This window comes from Paenibacillus albidus (assembly GCF_014644435.1).
Taxonomy (GTDB): domain Bacteria; phylum Bacillota; class Bacilli; order Paenibacillales; family Paenibacillaceae; genus Paenibacillus_AQ; species Paenibacillus_AQ albidus.
Window position 1 is genome coordinate 25,165 of record NZ_BMKR01000044.1, and the last position, 21,718, is coordinate 46,882.

General features: G+C 52.2%; 24 protein-coding genes. 1 reads left to right on the forward strand and 23 read right to left on the reverse strand.

All coding sequences use genetic code 11. The features are described from left to right. Window positions 1–236: 236 nt before the first annotated feature. The 13 genes from IEY53_RS30100 to pth all read right to left on the reverse strand — a co-directional run bounded on the left by IEY53_RS30100 (window position 237) and on the right by pth (window position 12,928). Window positions 237–737 (reverse strand): S1 domain-containing RNA-binding protein, encoded by a 501-nt coding sequence (locus IEY53_RS30100; protein ID WP_189031447.1) that lies wholly within the window; start codon window positions 735–737, stop codon window positions 237–239. A gap of 128 nt (window positions 738–865) precedes the next feature. Then, window positions 866–1,201 carry an FtsB family cell division protein gene (locus IEY53_RS30105; protein WP_189031448.1) on the reverse strand — a complete coding sequence of 112 codons (336 nt, stop codon included), beginning with the start codon at window positions 1,199–1,201 and terminating at the stop codon, window positions 866–868. A gap of 22 nt (window positions 1,202–1,223) precedes the next feature. Further along, window positions 1,224–1,787, reverse strand: a complete 564-nt coding sequence (gene yabQ, locus IEY53_RS30110; protein ID WP_189031449.1) for a spore cortex biosynthesis protein YabQ — start codon at window positions 1,785–1,787, stop codon at window positions 1,224–1,226. Next, on the reverse strand, window positions 1,784–2,068 hold the full coding sequence (gene yabP / locus IEY53_RS30115; RefSeq protein ID WP_189031450.1) for a sporulation protein YabP: 285 nt from the start codon (window positions 2,066–2,068) through the stop codon (window positions 1,784–1,786). Before yabP ends, yabQ begins: the two co-directional genes overlap by 4 nt. Before the next feature lie 155 nt (window positions 2,069–2,223). Further along, window positions 2,224–2,502 carry an RNA-binding S4 domain-containing protein gene (locus IEY53_RS30120; RefSeq protein WP_189031451.1) on the reverse strand — a complete coding sequence of 93 codons (279 nt, stop codon included), beginning with the start codon at window positions 2,500–2,502 and terminating at the stop codon, window positions 2,224–2,226. Continuing rightward, window positions 2,502–2,774: an HU family DNA-binding protein gene (locus IEY53_RS30125; protein ID WP_189031452.1), complete on the reverse strand. Its 273-nt coding sequence runs from the start codon at window positions 2,772–2,774 to the stop codon at window positions 2,502–2,504. Before IEY53_RS30125 ends, IEY53_RS30120 begins: the two co-directional genes overlap by 1 nt. A gap of 321 nt (window positions 2,775–3,095) precedes the next feature. Next, entirely contained in the window at window positions 3,096–4,595 is a 1,500-nt protein-coding gene (gene yabN / locus IEY53_RS30130; protein ID WP_189031453.1) for a bifunctional methyltransferase/pyrophosphohydrolase YabN, read from the reverse strand. A 119-nt stretch (window positions 4,596–4,714) separates the two neighbouring features. Further along, the gene (locus IEY53_RS30135) at window positions 4,715–6,349 is read right to left on the reverse strand and encodes a putative polysaccharide biosynthesis protein (RefSeq protein WP_189031455.1); all 1,635 of its coding nucleotides are present in this window, start codon (window positions 6,347–6,349) and stop codon (window positions 4,715–4,717) included. A gap of 127 nt (window positions 6,350–6,476) precedes the next feature. Beyond that, the gene (gene spoVT, locus IEY53_RS30140) at window positions 6,477–7,019 is read right to left on the reverse strand and encodes a stage V sporulation protein T (protein ID WP_189031457.1); all 543 of its coding nucleotides are present in this window, start codon (window positions 7,017–7,019) and stop codon (window positions 6,477–6,479) included. 315 nt (window positions 7,020–7,334) lie between these two features. Next, window positions 7,335–8,408, reverse strand: a complete 1,074-nt coding sequence (locus tag IEY53_RS30145; protein WP_189031458.1) for a peptidylprolyl isomerase — start codon at window positions 8,406–8,408, stop codon at window positions 7,335–7,337. Continuing rightward, window positions 8,395–11,919, reverse strand: a complete 3,525-nt coding sequence (gene mfd / locus IEY53_RS30150; protein ID WP_189031459.1) for a transcription-repair coupling factor — start codon at window positions 11,917–11,919, stop codon at window positions 8,395–8,397. The genes IEY53_RS30145 and mfd overlap by 14 nt, the downstream gene beginning before the upstream one ends. A 134-nt stretch (window positions 11,920–12,053) precedes the next feature. Further along, window positions 12,054–12,284, reverse strand: a complete 231-nt coding sequence (locus IEY53_RS30155) for an anti-sigma-F factor Fin family protein (protein WP_189031460.1) — start codon at window positions 12,282–12,284, stop codon at window positions 12,054–12,056. Window positions 12,285–12,367: 83 nt separating this feature from the next. Next, entirely contained in the window at window positions 12,368–12,928 is a 561-nt protein-coding gene (pth, locus tag IEY53_RS30160) for an aminoacyl-tRNA hydrolase (RefSeq protein ID WP_189031461.1), read from the reverse strand. 104 nt (window positions 12,929–13,032) lie between these two features. Between pth and IEY53_RS30165 the strand changes: the two genes are divergently transcribed. Beyond that, entirely contained in the window at window positions 13,033–13,233 is a 201-nt protein-coding gene (locus IEY53_RS30165) for a hypothetical protein (protein ID WP_189031462.1), read from the forward strand. A 120-nt stretch (window positions 13,234–13,353) separates the two neighbouring features. On the opposite strand, the gene IEY53_RS30170 is transcribed toward IEY53_RS30165, so the two are convergent. The 10 genes from IEY53_RS30170 to rnmV form a co-directional block, all read right to left on the reverse strand. Further along, complete coding sequence (locus IEY53_RS30170; RefSeq protein ID WP_189031463.1) at window positions 13,354–14,307, reverse strand: ribose-phosphate diphosphokinase; 954 nt, start codon at window positions 14,305–14,307, stop codon at window positions 13,354–13,356. An 85-nt stretch (window positions 14,308–14,392) separates the two neighbouring features. After that, window positions 14,393–15,793: a bifunctional UDP-N-acetylglucosamine diphosphorylase/glucosamine-1-phosphate N-acetyltransferase GlmU gene (gene glmU, locus IEY53_RS30175; protein WP_308424269.1), complete on the reverse strand. Its 1,401-nt coding sequence runs from the start codon at window positions 15,791–15,793 to the stop codon at window positions 14,393–14,395. 177 nt (window positions 15,794–15,970) lie between these two features. Then, complete coding sequence (gene spoVG / locus IEY53_RS30180; protein WP_189031464.1) at window positions 15,971–16,258, reverse strand: septation regulator SpoVG; 288 nt, start codon at window positions 16,256–16,258, stop codon at window positions 15,971–15,973. Between the two features lie 198 nt (window positions 16,259–16,456). Further along, window positions 16,457–17,284: a pur operon repressor gene (gene purR / locus IEY53_RS30185; protein ID WP_189031465.1), complete on the reverse strand. Its 828-nt coding sequence runs from the start codon at window positions 17,282–17,284 to the stop codon at window positions 16,457–16,459. Between the two features lie 75 nt (window positions 17,285–17,359). Further along, entirely contained in the window at window positions 17,360–18,214 is an 855-nt protein-coding gene (ispE, locus tag IEY53_RS30190) for a 4-(cytidine 5'-diphospho)-2-C-methyl-D-erythritol kinase (protein ID WP_189031467.1), read from the reverse strand. A 145-nt stretch (window positions 18,215–18,359) separates the two neighbouring features. Further along, the gene (locus IEY53_RS30195) at window positions 18,360–18,536 is read right to left on the reverse strand and encodes a small, acid-soluble spore protein, alpha/beta type (RefSeq protein WP_189031468.1); all 177 of its coding nucleotides are present in this window, start codon (window positions 18,534–18,536) and stop codon (window positions 18,360–18,362) included. A gap of 158 nt (window positions 18,537–18,694) precedes the next feature. Beyond that, complete coding sequence (gene veg, locus IEY53_RS30200; RefSeq protein ID WP_189031470.1) at window positions 18,695–18,970, reverse strand: biofilm formation stimulator Veg; 276 nt, start codon at window positions 18,968–18,970, stop codon at window positions 18,695–18,697. Window positions 18,971–19,257: 287 nt separating this feature from the next. Further along, on the reverse strand, window positions 19,258–20,157 hold the full coding sequence (gene yabG / locus IEY53_RS30205; RefSeq protein WP_189031472.1) for a sporulation peptidase YabG: 900 nt from the start codon (window positions 20,155–20,157) through the stop codon (window positions 19,258–19,260). A gap of 70 nt (window positions 20,158–20,227) precedes the next feature. Beyond that, a complete protein-coding gene (rsmA, locus tag IEY53_RS30210) occupies window positions 20,228–21,112 on the reverse strand; it encodes a 16S rRNA (adenine(1518)-N(6)/adenine(1519)-N(6))-dimethyltransferase RsmA (protein WP_285229576.1) in 885 nt (294 codons plus the stop codon). Next, complete coding sequence (gene rnmV, locus IEY53_RS30215; RefSeq protein WP_189031474.1) at window positions 21,109–21,660, reverse strand: ribonuclease M5; 552 nt, start codon at window positions 21,658–21,660, stop codon at window positions 21,109–21,111. Before rnmV ends, rsmA begins: the two co-directional genes overlap by 4 nt. Window positions 21,661–21,718: the final 58 nt, after the last annotated feature.

The window sequence follows — 21,718 nt, forward strand, 5'->3', positions numbered from 1 at the left end:
GAGCCGACAATCGGCGGAGAGGCCTGCCGAAGCCTTGCGGGACAGCAGGTTCATAAGGATTGGAGCAGGAGGGACGTTCTCGTTCAGGACATGGCCCGTCTGTCTTTCGTCAGCGATTGCCCCCATGTTGTGTGGGAATGTCATGGATGCTGTCGGCAATTCATTATGAACCCGACAAAAAAACCGCGAAAGGCGAGAAACGCCCCTGCGGTTATTTATGATCTACAGATATTCGGTTATACGCGCTTGGCACCACGGCCGCCGCGCTTTCCTTCTGTGTTCTTCTTGATCGAAGATATCCGTTCTTCGCTATCTTTCAGGAAGCGTGACATTTTATCCTCGAATGAAGGTTTACCGGCTGCAGGCTTGAATGGACGCCCACCCCGTTCACGATTGTAACCACCGCCGCCTCCACCACTGCCGCCACCGCCGCCGAAACGGTCTCCACCGCTTGGACGTTCAGGTCTTGGAGCTCTGGGCGGACGTACTTCCGATGCCGGCTTATCTACAGCCTGCTTAATGGAAAGTCCGATCTTGCCATCCTTGTCAACATTGATCACCTTGACTGTTACTACATCACTGATCTTCAGATGATCGTTAACATCCTTGACGTAATTATCGGCGATTTCCGAGATGTGAACGAGTCCTGTGACACCTCCTGACAGATCCACAAATGCTCCGAAATGCGTGATGCCTGTCACTTTGCCCTCTAACTTGGTGCCCACTTCAATTGCCATAGAATAAAATGATCCTCCCTTAAAAATATACAGACGAATATTAAGGTTATCCTGTCTGCGGTGATTTGATTATACAGTAAAGAGCAGAGCAAGGCAACAGAGCGAAAAGCCTGTTTTTGGCCTTTTATTCATTCTGTTTGCTCTGTTCGGATAGCAGTTTCTCCCTTTGGATACATATTGTACCATTTCCGTGCCAATTGCCCGATATACTCATCATTGTTGAGCCGTGTGACTTCATATTTCAGTTGATTTAAGGATGCCGTCACATTTTTCTGGCTTTCCTGTTTCTCGGCCAGCAGCTGACTCTTGTCCGTTATCAGAGTATTCTGAGCGATAAATGTATACCCCGCCCAGGCAAAAAACACCACTACTGAGAACACCCATATAAATCGTCTTCGCTTCGCGCCTGCGGCCAAAGCATTGTTGCCGGCTTTCTCTTTCTCTTCCGCAGAGAATCTGTTCATGTTGCGTACCTCCACTTCAAGGTCAGCGTTTCCACCGTTTGGTAATCCATTCCTTAAACTTCACAACCCATGTGTTTTGGGCCAGCCGCATCCACCATGGAGAGATCCATCTTACAGGTAGTACCCAAATAGGTTTCGTTAGACGCAGCAGCAGTTTCAGTATGAATACAAGAATTCGTCCAATTAGCACCAGCGTTCCTCTGAGAAGACTCCAGAGCCACAACAGCGGAGTGCCTATGAGAATGCCTGCGAGTCGTAACAGCAGTCTGCCTACATACTGAACCGAATGAATTAACATTACCACAAAACGCCTTACCGTGACACTGAAGATCAAAAAATAAATCCATACACCCAGAAATAAACCGAGAAAAGCGTAAAAACGCAGCTGCCCCTGATTGCCGGCATACAACATACGGAACACAAGCAAAGCTGCCCACAACCAATAAAGCACATCCAGCGCGGCGTTCAGCCATTTGGGAAACCGCAGTCTCAGCGACAGCACCCGGTAGCTGTCATAGGCCAGTCCCATAGCCGCGCCGGCCAGAATCATATAGAGCAGTGTTATCCACTGGACCGAGGGGTTCATTTAAATATTTTGCCGAGGAATCCCTTGTTTTTGGCCTGCGTCCCGGGATCAAGATAAATCAGGGAATGGACATTACCCTCCAGCGAGAGAATTCCGTTCTCCAGACTTAGATTTTTGATATGTAAATGACTTCCGCGAATGGTGAGATGGCCAAGTTCTGTACGGAGCAGAAACTCCTCGCTGTCGAAACTCTCCACATTTTGCACGCCTGTAAGCTCCAGCTGTTTACGACTGCGCATGTGCAGATCGTGCTGTTTGTTAACCTTTCCTGGCTCGATCATAGCATGTACCCCTCCTTCTTACCTCTAATCTATGGCGGGGAGTCCGGTTATAGAACAAGTTCTGCCAAGGAGAAAGGGAGAGAGTTCAAGGCAGCATAAAAAAGCACAGCTCTACAGAGCTGTGCTGCTTGTTTGGCTTTTTTACAAATCAACGCTTACCAGTCCAGGCCGCCAGTTTTGGCTACAGGCTCTTCCCGCACAAGAGTGTACATACCCGCCGCCTCATCCTTGCGGGTCGTCTCGACCAGCTTCTCTACCTTGACGGTCACTAGCTTCTGGCCGAATTGCACAGTAATCTCATCGCCGATCTTGACTGTACTGCTCGGTTTGGATTCACGTCCGTTAATCATTACCCGGCCTTGTTCGGACACATCTTTGGCCACCGTGCGCCGTTTAATTAAACGGGACACTTTCAAAAATTTGTCCAGACGCATTAGTTGACAGCTTCTTTAAGCTTGTTGCCGGCTTTGAATGCAGGTACAGTCGATTCAGCAATATTAATGGTCTCGCCGGTTTGCGGGTTGCGGCCGGTACGGCCGGAACGTTTGCGGGTTTCGAAGGTACCGAATCCGATGAGTTGAACTTTATCGCCTTTGGCGAGAGCTTCTGTAATTTCACCCAAGAATCCGTTCAGAACTGCTTCTACATCCTTTTTGGCCAATCCGTTTTTCTCGGAAATGTTGTTTACCAGATCTGTCTTGTTCATAATTTAAAGTTCCTCCTAGGATACAAAAAAATAAATGAAACGAGTATTGCTGCCATAACATGCCGCAAATTGTCATTTCGTCTTTATGATATTCTGGATAACGTCTTGAAATCCTGCCATGGCCTGCCGTTTTTTTAAAAAAAGGAGCCATTGGTTTCCGAAGCCGCCACAATAGCCAAGCAACGTGACTATTACATTATAATAAACCACCGTGCCGGGTTCAAATCACCGCCAGGCGGGGCATCTTCCCAGCATTGCCCCATTCCAGCCGGTATATACTAAAGCAGTCTGTCCAAAGCCGTAATTCAAAGGCCGCCATGCCTAGGATTCACGTTCCAGGACTTTGGCCTCCTGCCATAACGCTTCCATCACTTCCAGACTGCTGTCCTGTACCGTAGTTCCTTGGCGCTGCAGACTTTGTTCAATGTATTGAAACCGCTGAACAAATTTGCGGTTGGTACGGGTTAAGGCCTCTTCGGGATCGGCTCCGATAAACCGGGCCGCATTGGTCGCCGCAAACAGCAAATCACCCAGCTCCAGCATCTGCTCTTCGGCTGAGGCTCCGGTGTCGATAGCCTCCTCCAGTTCATCTACTTCCTCACGGATTTTGGCCAGCACCTCCCGGGGATCATCCCAGTCAAAGCCCACCTTGGACGCTTTCTTCTGCAGCTTGTACGCCTTCATCAGCGCCGGCAAATCGCGGGGAATGCCGCTCAGTACCGACAGCTCCTCCGGCTTTACGCCTTTGCGCCGCTTCTCTTCCGCTTTCATCCCTTCCCAGTTCTGCAGCGCTTCTTCCGCATCTCCGGCACTTTTGTCACCAAATACATGGGGATGGCGGAAAATCAGCTTGTCGTTTAAGCCTTCAATCACATCATATACATTAAATGTACCAAGTTCCTCTTCCATCTGCGAATGAAGCATAATCTGGAGCAGGAGATCCCCCAGCTCTTCTTTCATATGGTCAGGATCGTCCTCATCAATCGTCTCCAGGACCTCATAGGTCTCTTCAATGAGATTCTTGCGCAAGGATTCGTGTGTCTGCTCACGGTCCCAAGGACATCCTTCGGGGCTGCGCAGAATATCGACAATTTCATGCAGCCGTGCAAAGGTGCGTTGCCGTAAGTCGGCAGAGCGGTTGGCCGGAATATAGACAAGCGACAAATTGCCGAACCCACTCAGCCGGTCAAGTTCGTAAAGCGGAACCTTTACAATGGACTCCTCGGCCTCCACACCCAGCGCATGGCCGACCACCACCTCGTATTCCGGGGGGTATATCTCCATCAGACAAAGTTTGGTTTCCGAAGCCGTAAAGGTATCGTACACCTGCCCAATCAGGGTATGCAGCTCCGGCTGGAGCTGGGAACTGCGGATGCCGGAAGCATCAAGGAGCTGAAAACCTTCAATCGGGTCAAAGCCGAGGCGTACAAAGGCTTCATCCAGAAAGCTCTCGCCGCCCAGAATGTTCAGTTCAATGCCCGCTTGCGGACAACGCTCGCGCAGCAGGGATACCGCAGATTCCGCTACCATTGGATGTCCGGGAACCGCATAGACGATTTCTGTGCCTTGTGGTGCCGATCCCGCCTCCTCGATCAGTCTGGAAGCAATGGCTTCATACACCTCCGGGAATGACGCCAGCGCTTCATACAGTCCGTCAAAGGACTGTGAGACAATCCCAAGCTCCGATAACGCCGTCATGACAGGATGCTCCCGGGTACGCACGTAGACGGCAGATGCCGCCTTCAGCTTGTTGACAATGCCCAGCGTCAGCCGGTCCGGATTGCCGGACCCGAGACCGACCACCGTTAATATTGCACTCATGCTTTTTCTCTCCTCCAGCCGCTCCCTGCAGCTTGTACAGGCAAGCGGCCTGTTTATGGGTTTGCCGTCAGACCGGCGGTTATCCAGGAATCAAGCCGCAAAGTTACTGTAGCTGCACCTTAGGGGAACAGGCGCAGCTTCTTCAGCTTGTCGGCCAGGGACGGTCCGAAGCCCGGAAGCTGGCGCAGCTCGCTCTCGCTGAGCAGCCGCAGGAGCACAGCGCCCAGGGCAAAGACGGCGCAGCCCGCGCCCACGCCGAGCAGGGCCTGCGCCAGGCTGGCGGTGCGCCCGCCCGCCAGCCCCGCCGCCGCGAGCAGCCCGCCAGCCCCCTGGCTGACGGCCGCGGCGGCCAAGGCCAGGCCCGCGAGCAGCAGCGCGGGCCGGCCGAGGGCATCTGCGAAGCGCAGCCGCAGATGGCCCATCCGGTGCAGCAGCAGCACGTTCAGCGCTGCCGCGAACAGATGCGCAGCCACGCCGGAGATGGCTGCGCCGGTAATGCCCAGCTGCGGGACCAGCAGCAGGTTCAGGGCCGCCTTGAGGGCCGCGGCGGCCAGGAGGTGCAGCGCCGGGGCGCGCACCGTGCCCAGGCCTTGCAGCAGCGCGGCCGAGATAATGCTGACCGTGCCCCCGGCGGCTGTGAAGGCCAGCCACATCATCGTGGCAGTGCCGGCGGCATCGCCGTACAGCGCGATGTTGATCGGCTCCGCCAGCACTGCAAGCCCTGCCGAGGCTGCAAGCCCGAGCAGCCAGAACCAGCGCAGCGACAGGCTGCAGCGGAGCTCAATCAGCTTCAGATCTCCTTTGTACTGCGCTTCAGCGAGCGCGGGAATGAACACCACGGACAAGGAGGTAGCAAGCATCGTTACAATCTGCACCAGAGGCACCCCGCGGTTATAGATGCCGAACTGCGACATGGCATTCGTCTCGCTTCCGGCCCAAGACAGCAGGCGCGGAACAGTGAACACGTCCACAAGACTGATCAGCGGCACAGCCAGCGCTCCCAGCATCACCGGAATCCCGTAGGCCAGCAGACTGCCCGCTTTCACGGCCTTGCCGGGAGCTGGCCGGGTATCTGCTCCCCGGGCGGCCAAACCCTGCTGGCTGCGCCGGCGGTGACGTCGCCAATACAGCAGCATAACCACCAGGCCGGCCAGGCCGCCCCCGGCCGAGCCCAGCAAGGCTCCCGCAGCGATGCTCTCGGCCCCCGCACCTTGCCGGCTAAGATACAGCAGCAGGGCGATCATGACAGCGACCCGGATGGACTGCTCCACGACTTGGGAGACGGCGGTGGGCACCATATCGTGCAGCCCTTGAAAGTAGCCGCGCAGCGCAGCCATCAGCGGTACAAATGCCAGCCCGAAGGCGCTCGCCCGCAGCGCGGCAATCACATGGGAGTTCCCGACCCATCCGGCAATAGCGGGTGCACCCGTATAGGTCAGTATTCCGATAACCAGGCCGCTGATTCCCGTAAGAGCAACGGATACCAGCAATACCCGACGCCCTTGGCCTTCCTCCTGTCCCGCCGAGGATTCGGCCACGAACTTGGATACGGCCGCAGGCAGCCCCAGCATGGCTATTGTTACAATCATCGTATAGAGAGGATACACCGTGTTGTAAATACCAAATACAGCATCTCCGCCCAAATTTTGCAGCGGGATCTTTTGCAAAGTCCCTAAGAGCTTCGAAATAATGGCTGCAGCACTCAGGATAAAAGCGCCCTGCAACAGCCGCGAAGCCGGTGTCGTCGATTTCATAAATTATACCTGCTTCTACAACTAGAATGGGATGAATTTCTATATTATAACGTATGTAGGCCCCAGACAACAAAACCCCGCTCCCTTCGGGAGCTTGCCCAAAGAAAAGCGGGGTGTACAAAAGAGATTACTGCTCCATCTGCTTTCCAAGGAACGCCGCAGCAGTTTCAGACATTTTCACTTCCATTTGCGACATCTTGACCGAGTCGTCTTTGTTCAGCATGACCACGCAGCCAATGGGATCTCCTCCGGAAATGATCGGTGCAGCGACATAAGAAGAGACCGTTTCCGCATGATCCTTGCTGATTTCGTAACTGCCTCCGCTTGTTTCAAGTACCGTTTTTCGGCCATCCATCACTTTTTCCAGAAGGACGCCAACCTGCTTCTCCAGATATTCCTTTTTGGAGCCGCCGGCCAACGCAATAAAGGTATCCCTGTCGGCAATCATGGTGATATGTCCCGTGCTTTCAAACAAAGATTCGGCATATTCTTTGGCAAAATCACCGAGCTCGCCAATTGGCGAATATTTCTTCAGTATGACTTCACCGTCACGATCGACGAATATCTCCAGGGGGTCTCCTTCCCGGATACGCAGTGTGCGTCTAATTTCTTTGGGGATAACCACTCGACCGAGGTCGTCAATACGGCGTACAATTCCAGTAGCTTTCATTTCACATGTTGCCCCGCTTTCTTAAGAAGTATGGTCCAACTACTGTCCATTATGGGAAAGGATAATCCCAGTGATTTATCGTAATATCTGACCATAGTATTCATCTCTTCCCAGTTCCTTATACATAAGGTTACAGGTATAAAATATCTTGCCCAAATCACTTATCCTTTTAGACCTCAGGCCGGTCAAGTACCGTTTTTCACAGCCGTTTCGGCGGTCTTGCATACACAAAAATACCGCCCGGGCAGGGGCGGTACGGGAACAAACAGAGCGGCTCACTCACCAAAGGCCAAGGCTTGTCCAAAGGGGGTACCTTTATTCAGCGGCGGCTGTAGCTGCAGGTGCTTCTTGAGTAGCTGCTGCTGTGGGCGCAGGAGTAGCCGCTGCGCCGTTATTGGCGCCGCCCTGTTCCTCCGGAGCGGCGGAGCTCTTCGGCAGATTAATGCTCTTTACAATGCCTTCAAGCTCCTTCTCCATGAAGCTCTCCAGGCTTTTGGTAGCCAGGGAACTCTTGATGGCTTCTTTTTCCTCAGCTTTCAATTGATCAAACGTTCTCTCCGTGCGTGATTCCACCTTAAGGATGTGATACCCGAGTGAAGTCTCTACAGGGTCACTGATCTTATTCAGCGGCAGCGTCTGGGCTGTTTTTTTAAATTCCTCCTCTACAAATGTTCCGAGGTTCTTATCCTTATATTCACCGCCGGTTTCCTTAGAAACGGTATCATCGGAGTATTCCTTGACGGTGGCTGCAAAATCCGCTCCGCCCTCCAGCTTCGTCTTGACTTCATTGGCCAGCTTCAGCGCATCTTCCTTGCTGCGTTCCTTGTTGCTTGCGTCGGTCAAGCCAATCAGCACATGGCGGAGCGTAGCTACGGTAAAGTCTCCTTTGGTAGCCTCAAACTCCGTTTTTACCTGCTCGTCCGTTACTTTCAGCATCATATCCTGGTACACAGTTAATATACGCACCATGTAAGCCCTGATTTCAGCTTCTGTAATCCCTTGCTCTTTAAGGATGCTCTCATAGCCTTCGCCAAGTTCCTTCTTCATCTTTTCAATTTCGATATCGACTTCTTTTTCGGCTTCCTTTTTGGCTTCGGGGCTGGCTTTGCCGGACAGATACTCAAATGCTACCTCCTGCTTCAGGACAGGTTCCCGAAAAGCTTCAATTTCCAGATATTGCGCCTGCTGCGGATTCAGGAATTTCATGATTTTTTGATCCAGCTCAAATTCTTTCGCGGTGATTGTGCCGCCTTCATAGGTAGCTACAGCTGTACCGGTGTCTTCTGCATTCTCAGCCTTGCCGCTGCATGCGGACAGTATGGAGAAGGAAAGGGCTGCTGCCAATGAAACAAGCAGCACCTTCCAGGTTTTTGGTTTATTTAACGACATTGTGTAGTTCTCCCTTCGTTTTAAACGCTGCTTTGATGGCTTCCAGAAATTGCTCAAGCAAGCCAAGCAGTTCTTTATCTTCCAGGCCTTTCGTTTTCACCCGGATTGCCGCTTTGGCATCCCTGTCAAATTGTACACGTCTTTCGAAGCCATTTCCAATCTTGGCGAGTTTGGCTGTATCCAATGCCGCCATGCGCCCTTCATGGAAATTAAGCGTAGCCTCATCTCCGCGCCGGATCATGGAGTCAATTCCGTACATTTTCCCGTATACTTTCAGACGGGCTACGGACAACAGATTAATGACCGCCTCCGGCAGCTCGCCGAACCGGTCAAGCAGCTCATCCTCCAGCTCTGAGGCATCCTCGAAGGAGGATACCGCCGCCACCTTTTTATAGATCTCAATCTTCTGGATACTGTCATAAATATATTCCGAAGGCAGGTAGGCATCGATCGACAGATCAATGACTGTATTGCCTTCTTGAAGCGAAGTATCTTCTTCCCCCAGTACCGTTACCTTCCGCTTGCGGATTTCCTCGGCCAGCATTTGCGAATAGAGGTCAAAACCGACCGAAGCAATAAATCCGTGCTGCTCCGCGCCGAGCAAATTACCCGCTCCGCGGATGGAGAGGTCGCGCATAGCTATTTTGAAGCCCGAACCCAGCTCCGTAAATTCTTTGATCGATTGAAGACGTTTCTCCGCTACTTCTGTCAGCACCTTGTCCCGCTGATAAGTAAAGTATGCGTAGGCAATCCGGTTGGAGCGCCCTACACGTCCACGCAGCTGATAGAGCTGAGACAACCCCATTTTGTCAGCATCATGTACGATTAGCGTATTTACATTGGGAATATCCACACCGGTCTCTATAATACTTGTGCTGACCAGCACATCATATTCTCCATCCAGGAAATCAAGTATTGTCTTCTCCAGCTCAGATTCCGACATTTGCCCATGCCCAATGCCTACCCGGGCTTCCGGTACCAGCATTGAGATTTGTGCGGCCATTTCCTGAATCCCCTGGACTCTATTGTAGAGATAGTAGACTTGCCCGCCGCGGGCCAGCTCGCGCTCCACCGCTTCACGGGTCAGGGTATGGCTGTGCTCAACCACATAAGTCTGCACAGGAAACCGATTCTCCGGCGGGGTCTCGATAACCGAAAGATCGCGTACGCCCAGCATTGACATATGCAGAGTACGGGGAATCGGCGTCGCTGTAAGGGTTAGCACATCAACGTTGGTCTTCAGCTTCTTCAGCTTTTCTTTATGGGTAACGCCAAACCGCTGTTCTTCATCGACAATGAGCAGCCCCAGGTCCTTGAAGACCAAGTCCTGCGACAACAGCCGGTGTGTCCCGATGACAACATCGACCGTACCTTGCCGGACGCCTTTAATCGCCTCGTTCTGCTCCTTGCGGCTGCGGAAGCGGCTGAGTACCTGAATATTTAGCGGATAATTGGAAAAACGTTCCCTGAAGGTCTCGTAATGCTGCTGAGCCAGAATCGTAGTCGGCACCAGCACTGCCACCTGCTTACCCTCGATAGCCGCCTTGAACGCAGCACGAATGGCAACCTCTGTCTTGCCATAACCGACGTCTCCGCAGAGCAGCCGGTCCATCGGGCGGTTCTGCTCCATATCCTTCTTGATCTCTTCAATGGCCCGCAGCTGGTCCCGGGTTTCCTCATAAGGGAAAATCTCTTCGAATTCACGCTGCTCCTGTGTATCCTTGTCAAAGCCGTAACCTTGCGCACTCTGGCGTTCGGCATACAGCTTAATCAGATCATCCGCAATATCCTGCACCGAAGAGCGGACCTTGTTGGTCACTCTTGTCCATTCGTTGCCGCCGAGCTTATAGACCTTGGGCTCCTTGTCTTCCGAACCGACATATTTCTGGATTAGATCAATCTGCTCGATGGGTACCGAAAGCTTGTCGCCGCCCGCATACAGGATATGCATGTAATCCCTGTGAATGCCGCTGACCTCAAGCGTACCAATGCCCATATATTTGCCGATCCCATGATTCTGATGAACGACGTAGTCACCAATCTTAAGCTCCGTGTAGCTCTTGATCCGCTCCGCGTTATCAACGCTTTTGGACAGCTTGCGCGCCTTCCGCTGCTTCTGCGAGAACATTTCTCCCTCGGTAATTACAGCCAGATGAATGGACGGCAGCTCAAACCCGGACCCGAGGTTTCCCTGGAGGATCGTAGGCTCATCAATGCCGTAATCATACAGAACACGGCGGACCCGTTCAATCCGCTCCTCGCCATTGGCAAGCATCAGGACCTTTACACCGGATTTCTGCCAGCGCTCCATCTCCGACTTCAGCACATTCATCTGCCCATGGAAATCCTGCATGCCGCGGCTGATAAAGCCCAGAATGTTCTGGGGCTGAATATGCGGAACCTGACGCAGAAAAATAGACATAAAGAGGCTTTGAAACGGACGCTGGTACATGATGGTGTCACTCTCTACAGAAAGATGCAGATCGGGCAGATTCTTCCCGTTCTGCAGCAGATGCAGATTCCATTCCGTCTCGTCGCGTTCAAGCTGCTTCGCCGTCTCCAGAAGCCGGGCCGGCTCGTCTAGAATAAGCAGCGTATCCTCCAGCATGTAATCATACAGATGGGAACGCTCGGGATACAGAAGACTTATATATTTATAGATTTCCGTGAAATATGTCCCTTCACGGAGCATCTCCAGCTCACGGCCCATTTCTTCCCGGAGGCGAAGCTTGGCTTGGCGGTCCGTCATTTTCTCCAGCTGGCGTTCCAGCATGGCCGCTGCTTCGGACGCAGCCGATTCCAGCCGGGACCTGTCTGCAATGATTTCCTTGGCCGGTGAGATCTTTACAACGCGCACCTTATCAATGGACCTCTGATCCGCCGGATCAAAGGTTCGGATGGAGTCCACTTCATCATCGAACAGCTCCACCCTGTAAGCAAGGGGAGAAGTCATCGGATAAAAGTCGATAATACCGCCCCGAACGCTGAGCTCACCACGATTCTCGACACGTTCCACCCGTTCATAGCCCATCTCAATCATGGACATCAGGAATTCGTCGAGGGCAAGCGTCCCGTCCTGGGTAACAGTGAGCTGTGCCTGTGCCATCACATGCGGGGAGGGCAGAAGCCGCCGGACACCCGAATAAGGCACTACCACTATGCCCCGGAAACCTTGCGCACATTTGGTCAGAACGTCGATCCGCTGAGCGAGCGTTTCCGGACTGGACACGGCAGCCTCCGCAGCCACAAGCTCATTGGCCGGGTACAGCAGAACACGTTCCGGAGAAAGCGCTTCCTGCAGATCATCGGCCATCTTCTGGGCCGAAAACATATTATGGGTAACGACCAGCAACGGACGCGCGGTCTCTTCATGCAGCGCCGCCAGCATGATCTGTCTGGCAGAGCCGGATAAACCCGATATAAGCTGCTCCTTCATACCTGCAGCGACACCACGGGTGACAGACTGAAAATCTGGATCTTTGGAAAAAGCTTCTATAAGACCTTGTAACAACAGGCGCACCTCTCTTACTGAACAGGCTGAGGACGGCTGTACAGCTGCCCTCACCTATTATAATTGGAATCGAAAACAAGCCTCAGCTGTAACGCCAAGGCTTGCGGATGACGATAGAGACAGGCGCTTCCACCTTACTGAAGCGGACTGGCCAGCAGGCTGAGCTCCGGATTATTATCCAAGGCTTCCTTGCAGTAATCGCAGGTAACCTTTACCGTAGTCTCGCCGTCTGAATCATACGCTATTATATCTCTGCGCTCCGCAGGGGTCAAGGAATGAAGGCCCAACTGCATTTCGGTAGCATCATTTTGATTAATACTTCCAAGAAATGTACGACAGTGCCTGCAAACATAGTTTATTGCCATCTATATGCCTCCTGAAGGTAGTATATACCTTCAGTATGCCCGGCTCCCGCCGTATTTAGCCTGAGGGGAGCCAGGACTTAAGATCATCCGTTGAATTTGGCCATCGTCTGCTCAAACGAATGCTTCAGACTGAATTCCAGGGCATCACACGTGTCAAGCGTCATGGTCTTGAGTTTCTCTGCGTCCTTCTTGGCAAAGGTGGACAAGACATAATCCACAATGGCGTAACCTGGCTCCGGCCGCGAAATCCCCATCCGTACCCGGTTGAAACTTTGTGTACCTGTATGCTGTATGATCGATTTGATTCCGTTATGGCCTCCGGCGCTGCCCTGATACCGCAGCCGGATTTTACCGAATTCGGTGTCCAGATCATCATATACAACGATCATATCCTCAAGCTGGACTTTGTAGTAATCCATATAGGCGCGAACCGCTTCACCCGAAAGGTTCATAAAGGTCATCGGCTTAATCAATACCGTTTTGATGCCATCTATAATCCCTTCACCGATGACCGATTTGCATTTATTCTGGTTAAAGGAAATTCCATGTCTGGCCGCAAGTTCGTCCAGGGCCATAAAGCCCACATTATGTTTGGTTTTGGCGTACTGCGGCCCGGGATTTCCCAATCCGACAATCCATTTCATGAACGAACCTTTCCTTTCCATCCGGCTCTCCGGCAGGAGAAGTCCGTTTTTGGTACAATAAGTCTTATCTACGTATCACACTCATGAAGACAGGTGATGAACTCATGCTACACCAGGGCGAAATTCTGACATTGGAGCGCCATTTCCATTACCATATCCAGCACGCTGTGCCTGTTGAAATCTACTTGGGCAACGTTCATGTGGATATCGGCATATTGACAGCTGCGGATGAGAGCTTTGCCGAACTGCAAGGAACATTGTATAACCGCAGCCGGTACACTTTTATCTCCCGCCCCGGTTATTAGAGCTTCTGGCGTCCACGGGCAACACGCCGACAAGGGTTACAACTTCCTAAGCGGAAGGTGTAACCCTTTTGTGCTATTCATGGCTGATTGGGTTCTATAATCAATTCTATCACGGGCAAGTTACTCGATCTCGAACAATTTGCTGATCGACAGTTCTTCATGGACGCGGATGATCGCCTCACCCATCAGAGGAGCCACGGACAGCACTTTGAGCTTGGAGGTCGGATTTGCGCTGCGGATCGGGATTGTATCCGTCACAATAATCTCCTTAATGGGAGAGTTCTCCAGACGCTCATGGGCAGGGCCGGACAAGACCGGGTGCGTACAGCAGGCGTATACTTCTTTCACGCCGCCTTCCATCAAAGCATTCGCTCCGAGCACAATCGTGCCGGCCGTATCGATGATATCGTCAATCAAGATGGCAGTTTTGCCTTCAATGTTCCCGATAATGTTCATGACTTCGCTGACATTCGGTTCCGGACGGCGCTTGTCGATAATCGCCAGTGGAGCATTCAGGAAATCGGCGAGCTTTCTGGCTCTTACCACACCCCCATGATCGGGCGATACCACTACCGGATTCTGGATTTGCATGGAACGGAAATATTGGGCCAGAATCGGAACGCCGAGCAGATGATCTACTGGAATATCGAAGAAACCCTGGATTTGCATCGCATGAAGGTCCATCGTAATAACCCGGTGGGCTCCTGCCTTCTCAATCAGATTGGCTACCAGCTTGGCCGTAATCGGATCACGGGAACGCGCCTTGCGGTCTTGACGGGCATAACCATAATACGGGATAACCACATTGATGCTCTTCGCTGAGGCACGTTTGAGCGCATCCACCATTACCAGAAGCTCCATGAGATTGTCATTCACGGGCCCACAGGTAGACTGCACAATATATACATGACAGCCGCGGACACTTTCAGACAGCTTCACTTGAATTTCTCCGTCACTAAAGCTTGTGGTATGCGACTCGCCCATCGGAATTCCGATGTAATCAGCAATTTGACTGGCGAGTTTAGGGTTGGAGTTGCAGGTGAAGATTTTTAATTTGGAATCACAATAAGTCATAAAATATAAACCCTCCGTGACGGAATTTAACTATCCAAATGCGCCGCGCGGAATTTGAAGTCCGTCCGGCGCCTCCTAACAGCCTCTACGATGGACTTGACTGATCTTTTTTTGCTTTGGCACGGGCACGTATCTTCTCTGCATAACCCGGCTTATTCTCCTGCCGCACTCTGGCAATGGCAAGCTCATTCTCGGAAACGGAACGGGTAATGGTGGAACCGGCGACAACAAAAGCGCCTTTGCCAACGGTAACCGGAGCCACCAGGTTGACGTTGCTGCCGATAAAGGCATCATCTTCAATTTCCGTCTTTGATTTATTATATCCATCGTAATTGACGGTAATAGCACCGCAGCCAACATTCACATTTCTGCCGACAGTAGCATCCCCAATGTAGCTTAAATGGGACACTTTGGAACCGTCACCGATGGTGGCATTCTTAATTTCCACGAAATCGCCGACCTTAACTTCTTCGCCAAGCACACTCCCTGGGCGCAAATAGGCAAAAGGCCCAACGGAAGTCCGTGCGCCGACTTGTGCGCCGTTCAGCACGGATTGCTTGATAGTGGCTCCGTCCATGATCTGGCAGTCTTCGATTTCACTCGCAGGTCCGATCACACAATTGTCCCCAATCACCGTCTTGCCCTTAAGGGTGGTTCCTGGATACAGCGTTGTGTCTGGACCGATGATCACCTCTGCGCCGATATAGGTCGAAGCAGGGTCGATAATGGTTACCCCATTCAGCATATGGTAACGATTGATGCGCTGACGCATATGACCTTCGGCTTCCGACAAGGCCAAACGGTCGTTCACACCGATGGATTCGGCTGAATCGTTCGCCTGATAACCCAGTACAGTCTCTCCCTGGGCTTTGAGAATGCCAATGACATCAGTCAAATAATATTCCTGTTGATTATTGCTGTTCGTGACCTTCTCCAGCGCTGCAAACAATTTGGCATTGTCAAAACAATACGTTCCCGTATTAATTTCGGTAACGGCATCTTCCTCCGGCGTACAGTCCTTCTGTTCTACGATCTTCAGCACACCGCCGTCTTCGCCGCGGATAATGCGTCCGTAGCCTGCAGGCTGTTCCATCACAGCTGTCAATACCGTCGCAGCAGCCCCGCGTTCCTCATGAAGTGCCATAAGCCCTTCAAGCGTCCCCGTCGTTACGAGCGGCGTATCTCCGCAAATAACAATGGTTGTGCCTTCTTCGCTGCCCAGCAGGCCCTTTGCCTGTTTTACGGCATGGCCGGTGCCCAGCTGCACTTCCTGCAGCACATATTCTGCCTGCCCGCCCAAATAAGCCTGAACCGCTTCAGCGCCATGTCCGACGATGACAATACTTCGTTCACATCCGGTCGCTTTTACTGTATCAAGCACGTGCCCAACCATTGGCTTTCCGCAAACGGGATGCAGCACCTTGTATAATTTTGATTTCATTCGCTTGCCCTGTCCTGCAGCAAGTACCACAGCCATTCTTTTCAAGAATGCCAACCCCCTACTCTTGAACTCACTACTGAATATATCTCATTCCGCGCAAAAAGAAAAGAGAACCATGAAGCCATGGTTCCCTTTTCTTCGAACCCCAATAAGAAAAGCGATCAAAAAACAGCATGCCCTTACTCCGCCCAAAGGGGCAGCCGGCCTGCAGAGAAAGCGCGTTTATGCACCCTCTTCGATGACCTCTTCTTCTTCGCTGGCCGCGCGTTCATACTCGGCCAGAACAGCGGATTGAATCTTCTCGCGTGTTCCCGAAGAGATCGGGTGTGCGATATCGCGGAATTCTCCATCCGGTGTACGCTTACTAGGCATAGCAACAAACATCCCGTTATTCCCGTCGATGACCCGAATGTCATGAACAACAAACTCGTTGTCGATGGTAATGGATGCAATTGCTTTCATTCTCCCCTCAGAGTTGACGCGGCGGAGTCTGACATCCGTAATTTCCATGTGTGTGTTCACCACCTTTTTCCATCAGAGACTTGGTGTATAATTCCACACAGCAAGGCGAAATCCTTCTTTTTCATTCCATAAAATACCTGATTAAGAAGAATATTTTTAAGGACCCATTGATTCCGACACATTTCGTGCGCTTCTCTGAGGATTCTTCACAGATTCGACATTCTCCACGTTATAAAGCTTTTACCCTTAGGTAGAGAAGTAGTTTCCCGGATGTGCTGAAATTCTCCGTTCCTTGGAGTCCACCTCGCTCAGCTTCACCAGAGAAACATAGTCATGCAACAGCCGCTCTTCGGACTCCACAGCACCGGACTCCACCAGCACGCCTACACCGGCCACCTCGGCATTGAACTCACCCAGCAGATCGACCATCCCGCGCACAGTTCCTCCCGCTTTCATGAAGTCATCGACAATCAGCACACGCGACTTCTCTTTGAGCGCCCGTCTGGACAGCGACATGGTGTGGATGCTTTTGTGGGAACCGGATACATAGTTGATGCTTACCGCGGAACCTTCGGTCACCTGATGGTCACGCCGCACCAGGACTACCGGCAGACCCAGTTGGGCAGCCGTGGCATACGCCAAAGGAATTCCCTTGGTCTCCACCGTCATCACCACATCGATCTCCAGTCCGTAAAATGCCGTCGCTATGATCTTACCGGCCTGCTCCATCAAAGAGGGCAGCCCCAGTAAGTCGGACATATACAGATAACCGCCGGGGAGAATGCGGTCGCTATGCTCCAGTTGCCCGCATAGCTTATGCACGAAGGAGAGTGCCATCTCCTTGGGTATTCTTGGAATGTACCGGACTCCGCCGGCAGCACCGGCAAGGGTCTGCAGCTCACCCATTCCTTCTCCCTCAAATACCTCTTTTATAATAGCCAGATCTTCACTGATAGATGACTTCGCTGCTCCATAACGGTCAGCAAATGTAGACAGAGGTAACAAGTCATGCGGCTTCTCAAGCAAAAATTGGGTCATATCGACCAAACGCTGACTTCTTTTTAATTTCTTCACGGAATACTCCTCGCCAAAACCGAATATTATAGAAAAATATATCACTTTTGTACGGGTTTATACAAGGGAAGGTTGCTAAGACAACGAACGAACCGCATAGACTTCCTTGCAGAATCCGCGCAAACCATTATAAATCCGTGCTACCTTGGACGGCCTTGATACCAGACCGAATACGGTAGGCCCGCTGCCGGACATCAGTACGCCATCCGCTCCCAGCTTAATCATCGCTTCCTTCAGCTGCTGAACCTCAGGGTGCAGCTTCAGGGTTACATCCTCCAGCACGTTGCCCAATCTGTCGCATACGTCCTGGAAGCTGCCTGCTTCGAGCGCTTCCTGCATCCGGCTGGCCGAAGGATGCACAGCAATGCTCTGGCTGCGTACACGCCCGTACACTTCGGCCGTGGACACATTGATGGGTGGCTTCGCCAGCACCACCCAGCACTGCGGCGGATTGGCAATCGGTGTCAGCTTCTCCCCCCGGCCTGTCGCCAGAGCGGTGCCGCCGGTGACGCAGAACGGGACGTCCGAGCCCAGCTCGGCCCCCAGCTCCTGCAGCTCCTGCAGCGGGATGTGAAGGCGCCAGAGCCGGTTCAGGCCGCGCAGGGTGGCCGCGGCGTCACTGCTCCCTCCGGCAAGGCCGGCAGCCACAGGTATTCTTTTGTCCAGATGGATATGTACCCCACTCTTAACATTGTAGCGGTCTTTAATAAGCCTCGCTGCCTGAAAAGCAAGGTTCTTCTCGTCCAGGGGAATATATCCGGCCTGGCTAGATATTATAATGGTATCCCTCGGCAGTTCCGACAGCTCCAAACGATCCGCCAGATCCACCATAGTCATAATCATTTCCACCTCATGAAAACCATCAGCCCGTTTATGCAGCACATCCAGCATCAAATTAATTTTGGCCGGTGCTTTCTCATACATTTTCAAGGCGTTCACCCACCTTCAGCTTTTCCCGTAAAAACAACTTAACATATTATATGAGAAACTTGTAATGAAGTCCATTCAGAAATAAAAGAGCACCGCCCCCAAGGGGCAGCGCTCCATAACATTTGTGACCCTAATGTCAGAATGATTATGACTTTTTGGCAGCCTGCTCTGCCAGCTGAATGGCTCTTTTGACCATATTCCCCGCATCTTGTGCCCTTATTCCACCCCAGCCATCACGTTCCACAGTCTCGTAGAATCCAAGCTCCTTAGCTAATTCCGTCTTCAGTTCTTCCGACATCATGCCCCGTCTTCTTCGGCTCATTATGGACGACCTCCTTCGCTATAGTCAGATGATGTGTGCATCTTGCATAAGGCTAGTATGCTTGCCGAAGACGGTTATCATACTCAAGAATATTTGCCATGGGCTAAAGATGACAACAAAAAAACAGCCCTCCCGCAGGAAGGCTGCCCTGTAAAACATTATGCTTTAATATACATAATCCGCATCTGCCCATCATCTTCGTTAACTGTGATTTCCACAGATTCGGTAAGTATATCGGCATAGCTGTAGGAGACTCGCTTGAAGGTTTGCTGCTCCTGATCCAGTTTGACAATAAATACAGAAGGGTACGTTTCTTCCAGGACACCGGTGCGCTCAACGGTTTTACGACGGCCACCGTTTGCACGTAACGTGATCTTATGACCGACATGAGCTTCCAGACTGCGTTTAATTTCCAACAGCGCGTTATTAGCCATTACCTGACGACCACCTCTTTCCTTGTCCATTATACAGCTTTTTATATTAGTTGTCAAATCAAATAAATAATTATAATTCATGCCAAAAAGGTTGTCAACGGAATTTTTTTAGACAGGAACAGCAGCGGAATAGTTTCCTTGTTATCCGTATAGTGTGCCCGTAAATCCACTTACAAATCATAAAAAAAATGAGCCGTAGAGGCTCATCTTTTTGTTTACGCTTCATTAGGGCTTTCTTAAAGGTCTGAGCCCTCCTGTACTGCCCGCTGCTGGGCCGGATGTACCCTTTAAATAGCTGAAGGTGTCACTTTCAGCTTGGAGAGATTCTGCAGGCGCGGCATGCCGATCCGGAAGCTGCCCCGGGTCTCTACACCGCCTATCCCTTGACTCCCGCTGATTGTATGGGTCAGCACCTCACTCAGGTTCACCGTGTCCCGGATCGACGTAAACGAAGCTTTTGCCGCTACATAGACCGGGTCCAGGGCATGAATCAGAATCCGCCCGGGGGAACTGGCAAAGTTGGCCCCCGCACCCAGCAGCGCTTCAAAATGCGACTGGCAAGCGCCCGCAACAATGGTCAGAGCATCAAAATTGCGCTCGTATTCCCGGGCCGTCCGAATCGCGGCTATAAAATTCTGTGAATTCTTGTAGCTGTTCAGATTGTACAGATCATAGGAATGGGGCTGCTTCAGTACTCCGTCATGGCCGGTAATTACCACAATGTCCGGGCGCACCCTGGGCAGGATCCGGTGCAGCGTTTCCGCCATCGAAGCTTCATGCACATGATGTCCCTCTGCCGGAATCCGCAGCTGCTCGTATAGGCTGAGGCTTTTGCTCAAATAAGATGGATCTCCATCCAGATGCAGCACCTTGCCCGGCACTTCAAAATAAGCAGCTTCCGAAGCAGACGGCGACCATGTCCCGGCAAGATTGTCCCCATTGCGCCGGCTCTGTTCCTGACGCTCCTTGTGCAGCAGCGTTAAGGATTCCTTGGCTTTGATCTGCGCCTGTTGTCCCCGCTCTGTCACGCGGCTGGGAGGAACCTGGACCAAGTCGTCCAATGGAGCATCCGCCAGCAGACGGAACTCCGTGCCTTTAATCACGGCTCCGCTTTGCATGATATTCTCCACACGGAAGGTCACATCTCCGCCATATGATCTGCGAACAACCAAGTCTCCTAAATTCATTACAACACCACCTCTATCCCCATCGTATGGGCAAAGGTCCATGTTGGTTCGTAATCAGGCAGCTTTTATGCTAAACGATTCCGGCAGCCAGCAGCACATCGCTGAGTTTGGCGTATTCGGCAAGGCTCAGCGTCTCGCCGCGTCTAGTTGGCTCAATGCCGGCCTCGGCCAGCAGCGCCTCCAGGCGCTCGCGTCCCTCTTCGGCAAAGTAACGGGCCTTCAGATTATTCGCTATCGTCTTGCGGCGCTGCGTAAAGGAGGCCTGAACCACCTCAAAGAAGTGCTTCTCATCAGCCACCTCCACGGGGGGATGTTCTCTGACCTTCAAGCGAATGACAGCCGATTCCACATTCGGCTGCGGAATGAACACAGTACGGGGTACAATACAGACCAGCTCAGGCTCGCTGTAATACTGCACGGCGATACTCAGGCTTCCGTATTCCTTGCCTCCCGGGGAGGCTGCCATGCGCTCGGCAACCTCCTTTTGGATCATCACCACGATGTTGTCGAGCGGCAGCTTCTCTTCAAGCAGCTTCATGAGTATCGGTGTCGTTACATAATACGGGAGATTGGCAACCACACTGACTTTATCCACGGACGCAAAATCATCGGCAAACAACGCCTTCAGATCCACGTTCAGCACATCATCATTGCGAACCTTCACATGAGGATACGGGGATAGCACGTCCCGGAGAATCGGAATCAGCCTCCGGTCAATCTCCACTGCGGTCACAGCTCCGGCAGCCATGGCCAAACGTTCAGTCAACGCTCCGATTCCCGGACCGATCTCAAGCGCCCCTCCGGCCTTGTCCAGTTCCGCAGCCTCTACGATCTTGTCCAATATATTTTGATCAATCAGAAAATTCTGTCCCAGACTTTTCTTGAACGAAAACCCGTAACGCTGGATAATTTCCTTCGTCCGTTTTGGGGTTGAAATACTCTCCATGCCACTCATGACGTAATGCCTCCCTGATCAATTTGGGCGAGAGCGCCGGCAAACTCCTCCCGCGTGATGCCAAACATAGCCAGCCGCTTGTACAGCTGTTTGCCGTTGCAATACCCGATACCCAGCAGATTGCCAAGCGCCATTCGCCTCTCGGCCGCACGGGAGTGTACAAGCATCCCCGCAGCCAGCAGATCATCCATTCCGATAAGGGCTGGTGCACCTTCAAACGAGGTATGTACATGCTCCAGGGCATGGCGGATCGCCTCAGGCGAAGCATTCTCCACACCGATATCGCCCTTGCGGGTCGCCTCCTTTTCCGGAATAAACGCATGCTTGCACCCCGGTACTTTGGAGGAGACAATCTTGCGTATGCGCTCACCGGCATGGTCGGGATCCGTCAGGATAATGACGCCTCTGCGCTCCATGGCCAGAGCAATCTTTTGAATCACCATTCGGTTCACAGCGGAACCACCCGTTTCAATGGTATCTGCCTCTACTGCTCGCTTCACGGCAACCGTATCGCTTTTGCCCTCCACGACAATCAGTTCCTTGATCATAGGTCTTGACTCCTTCTCGCAAAACGCAAAAAGAAGAGGATTCGCTCCCCTTCTTATT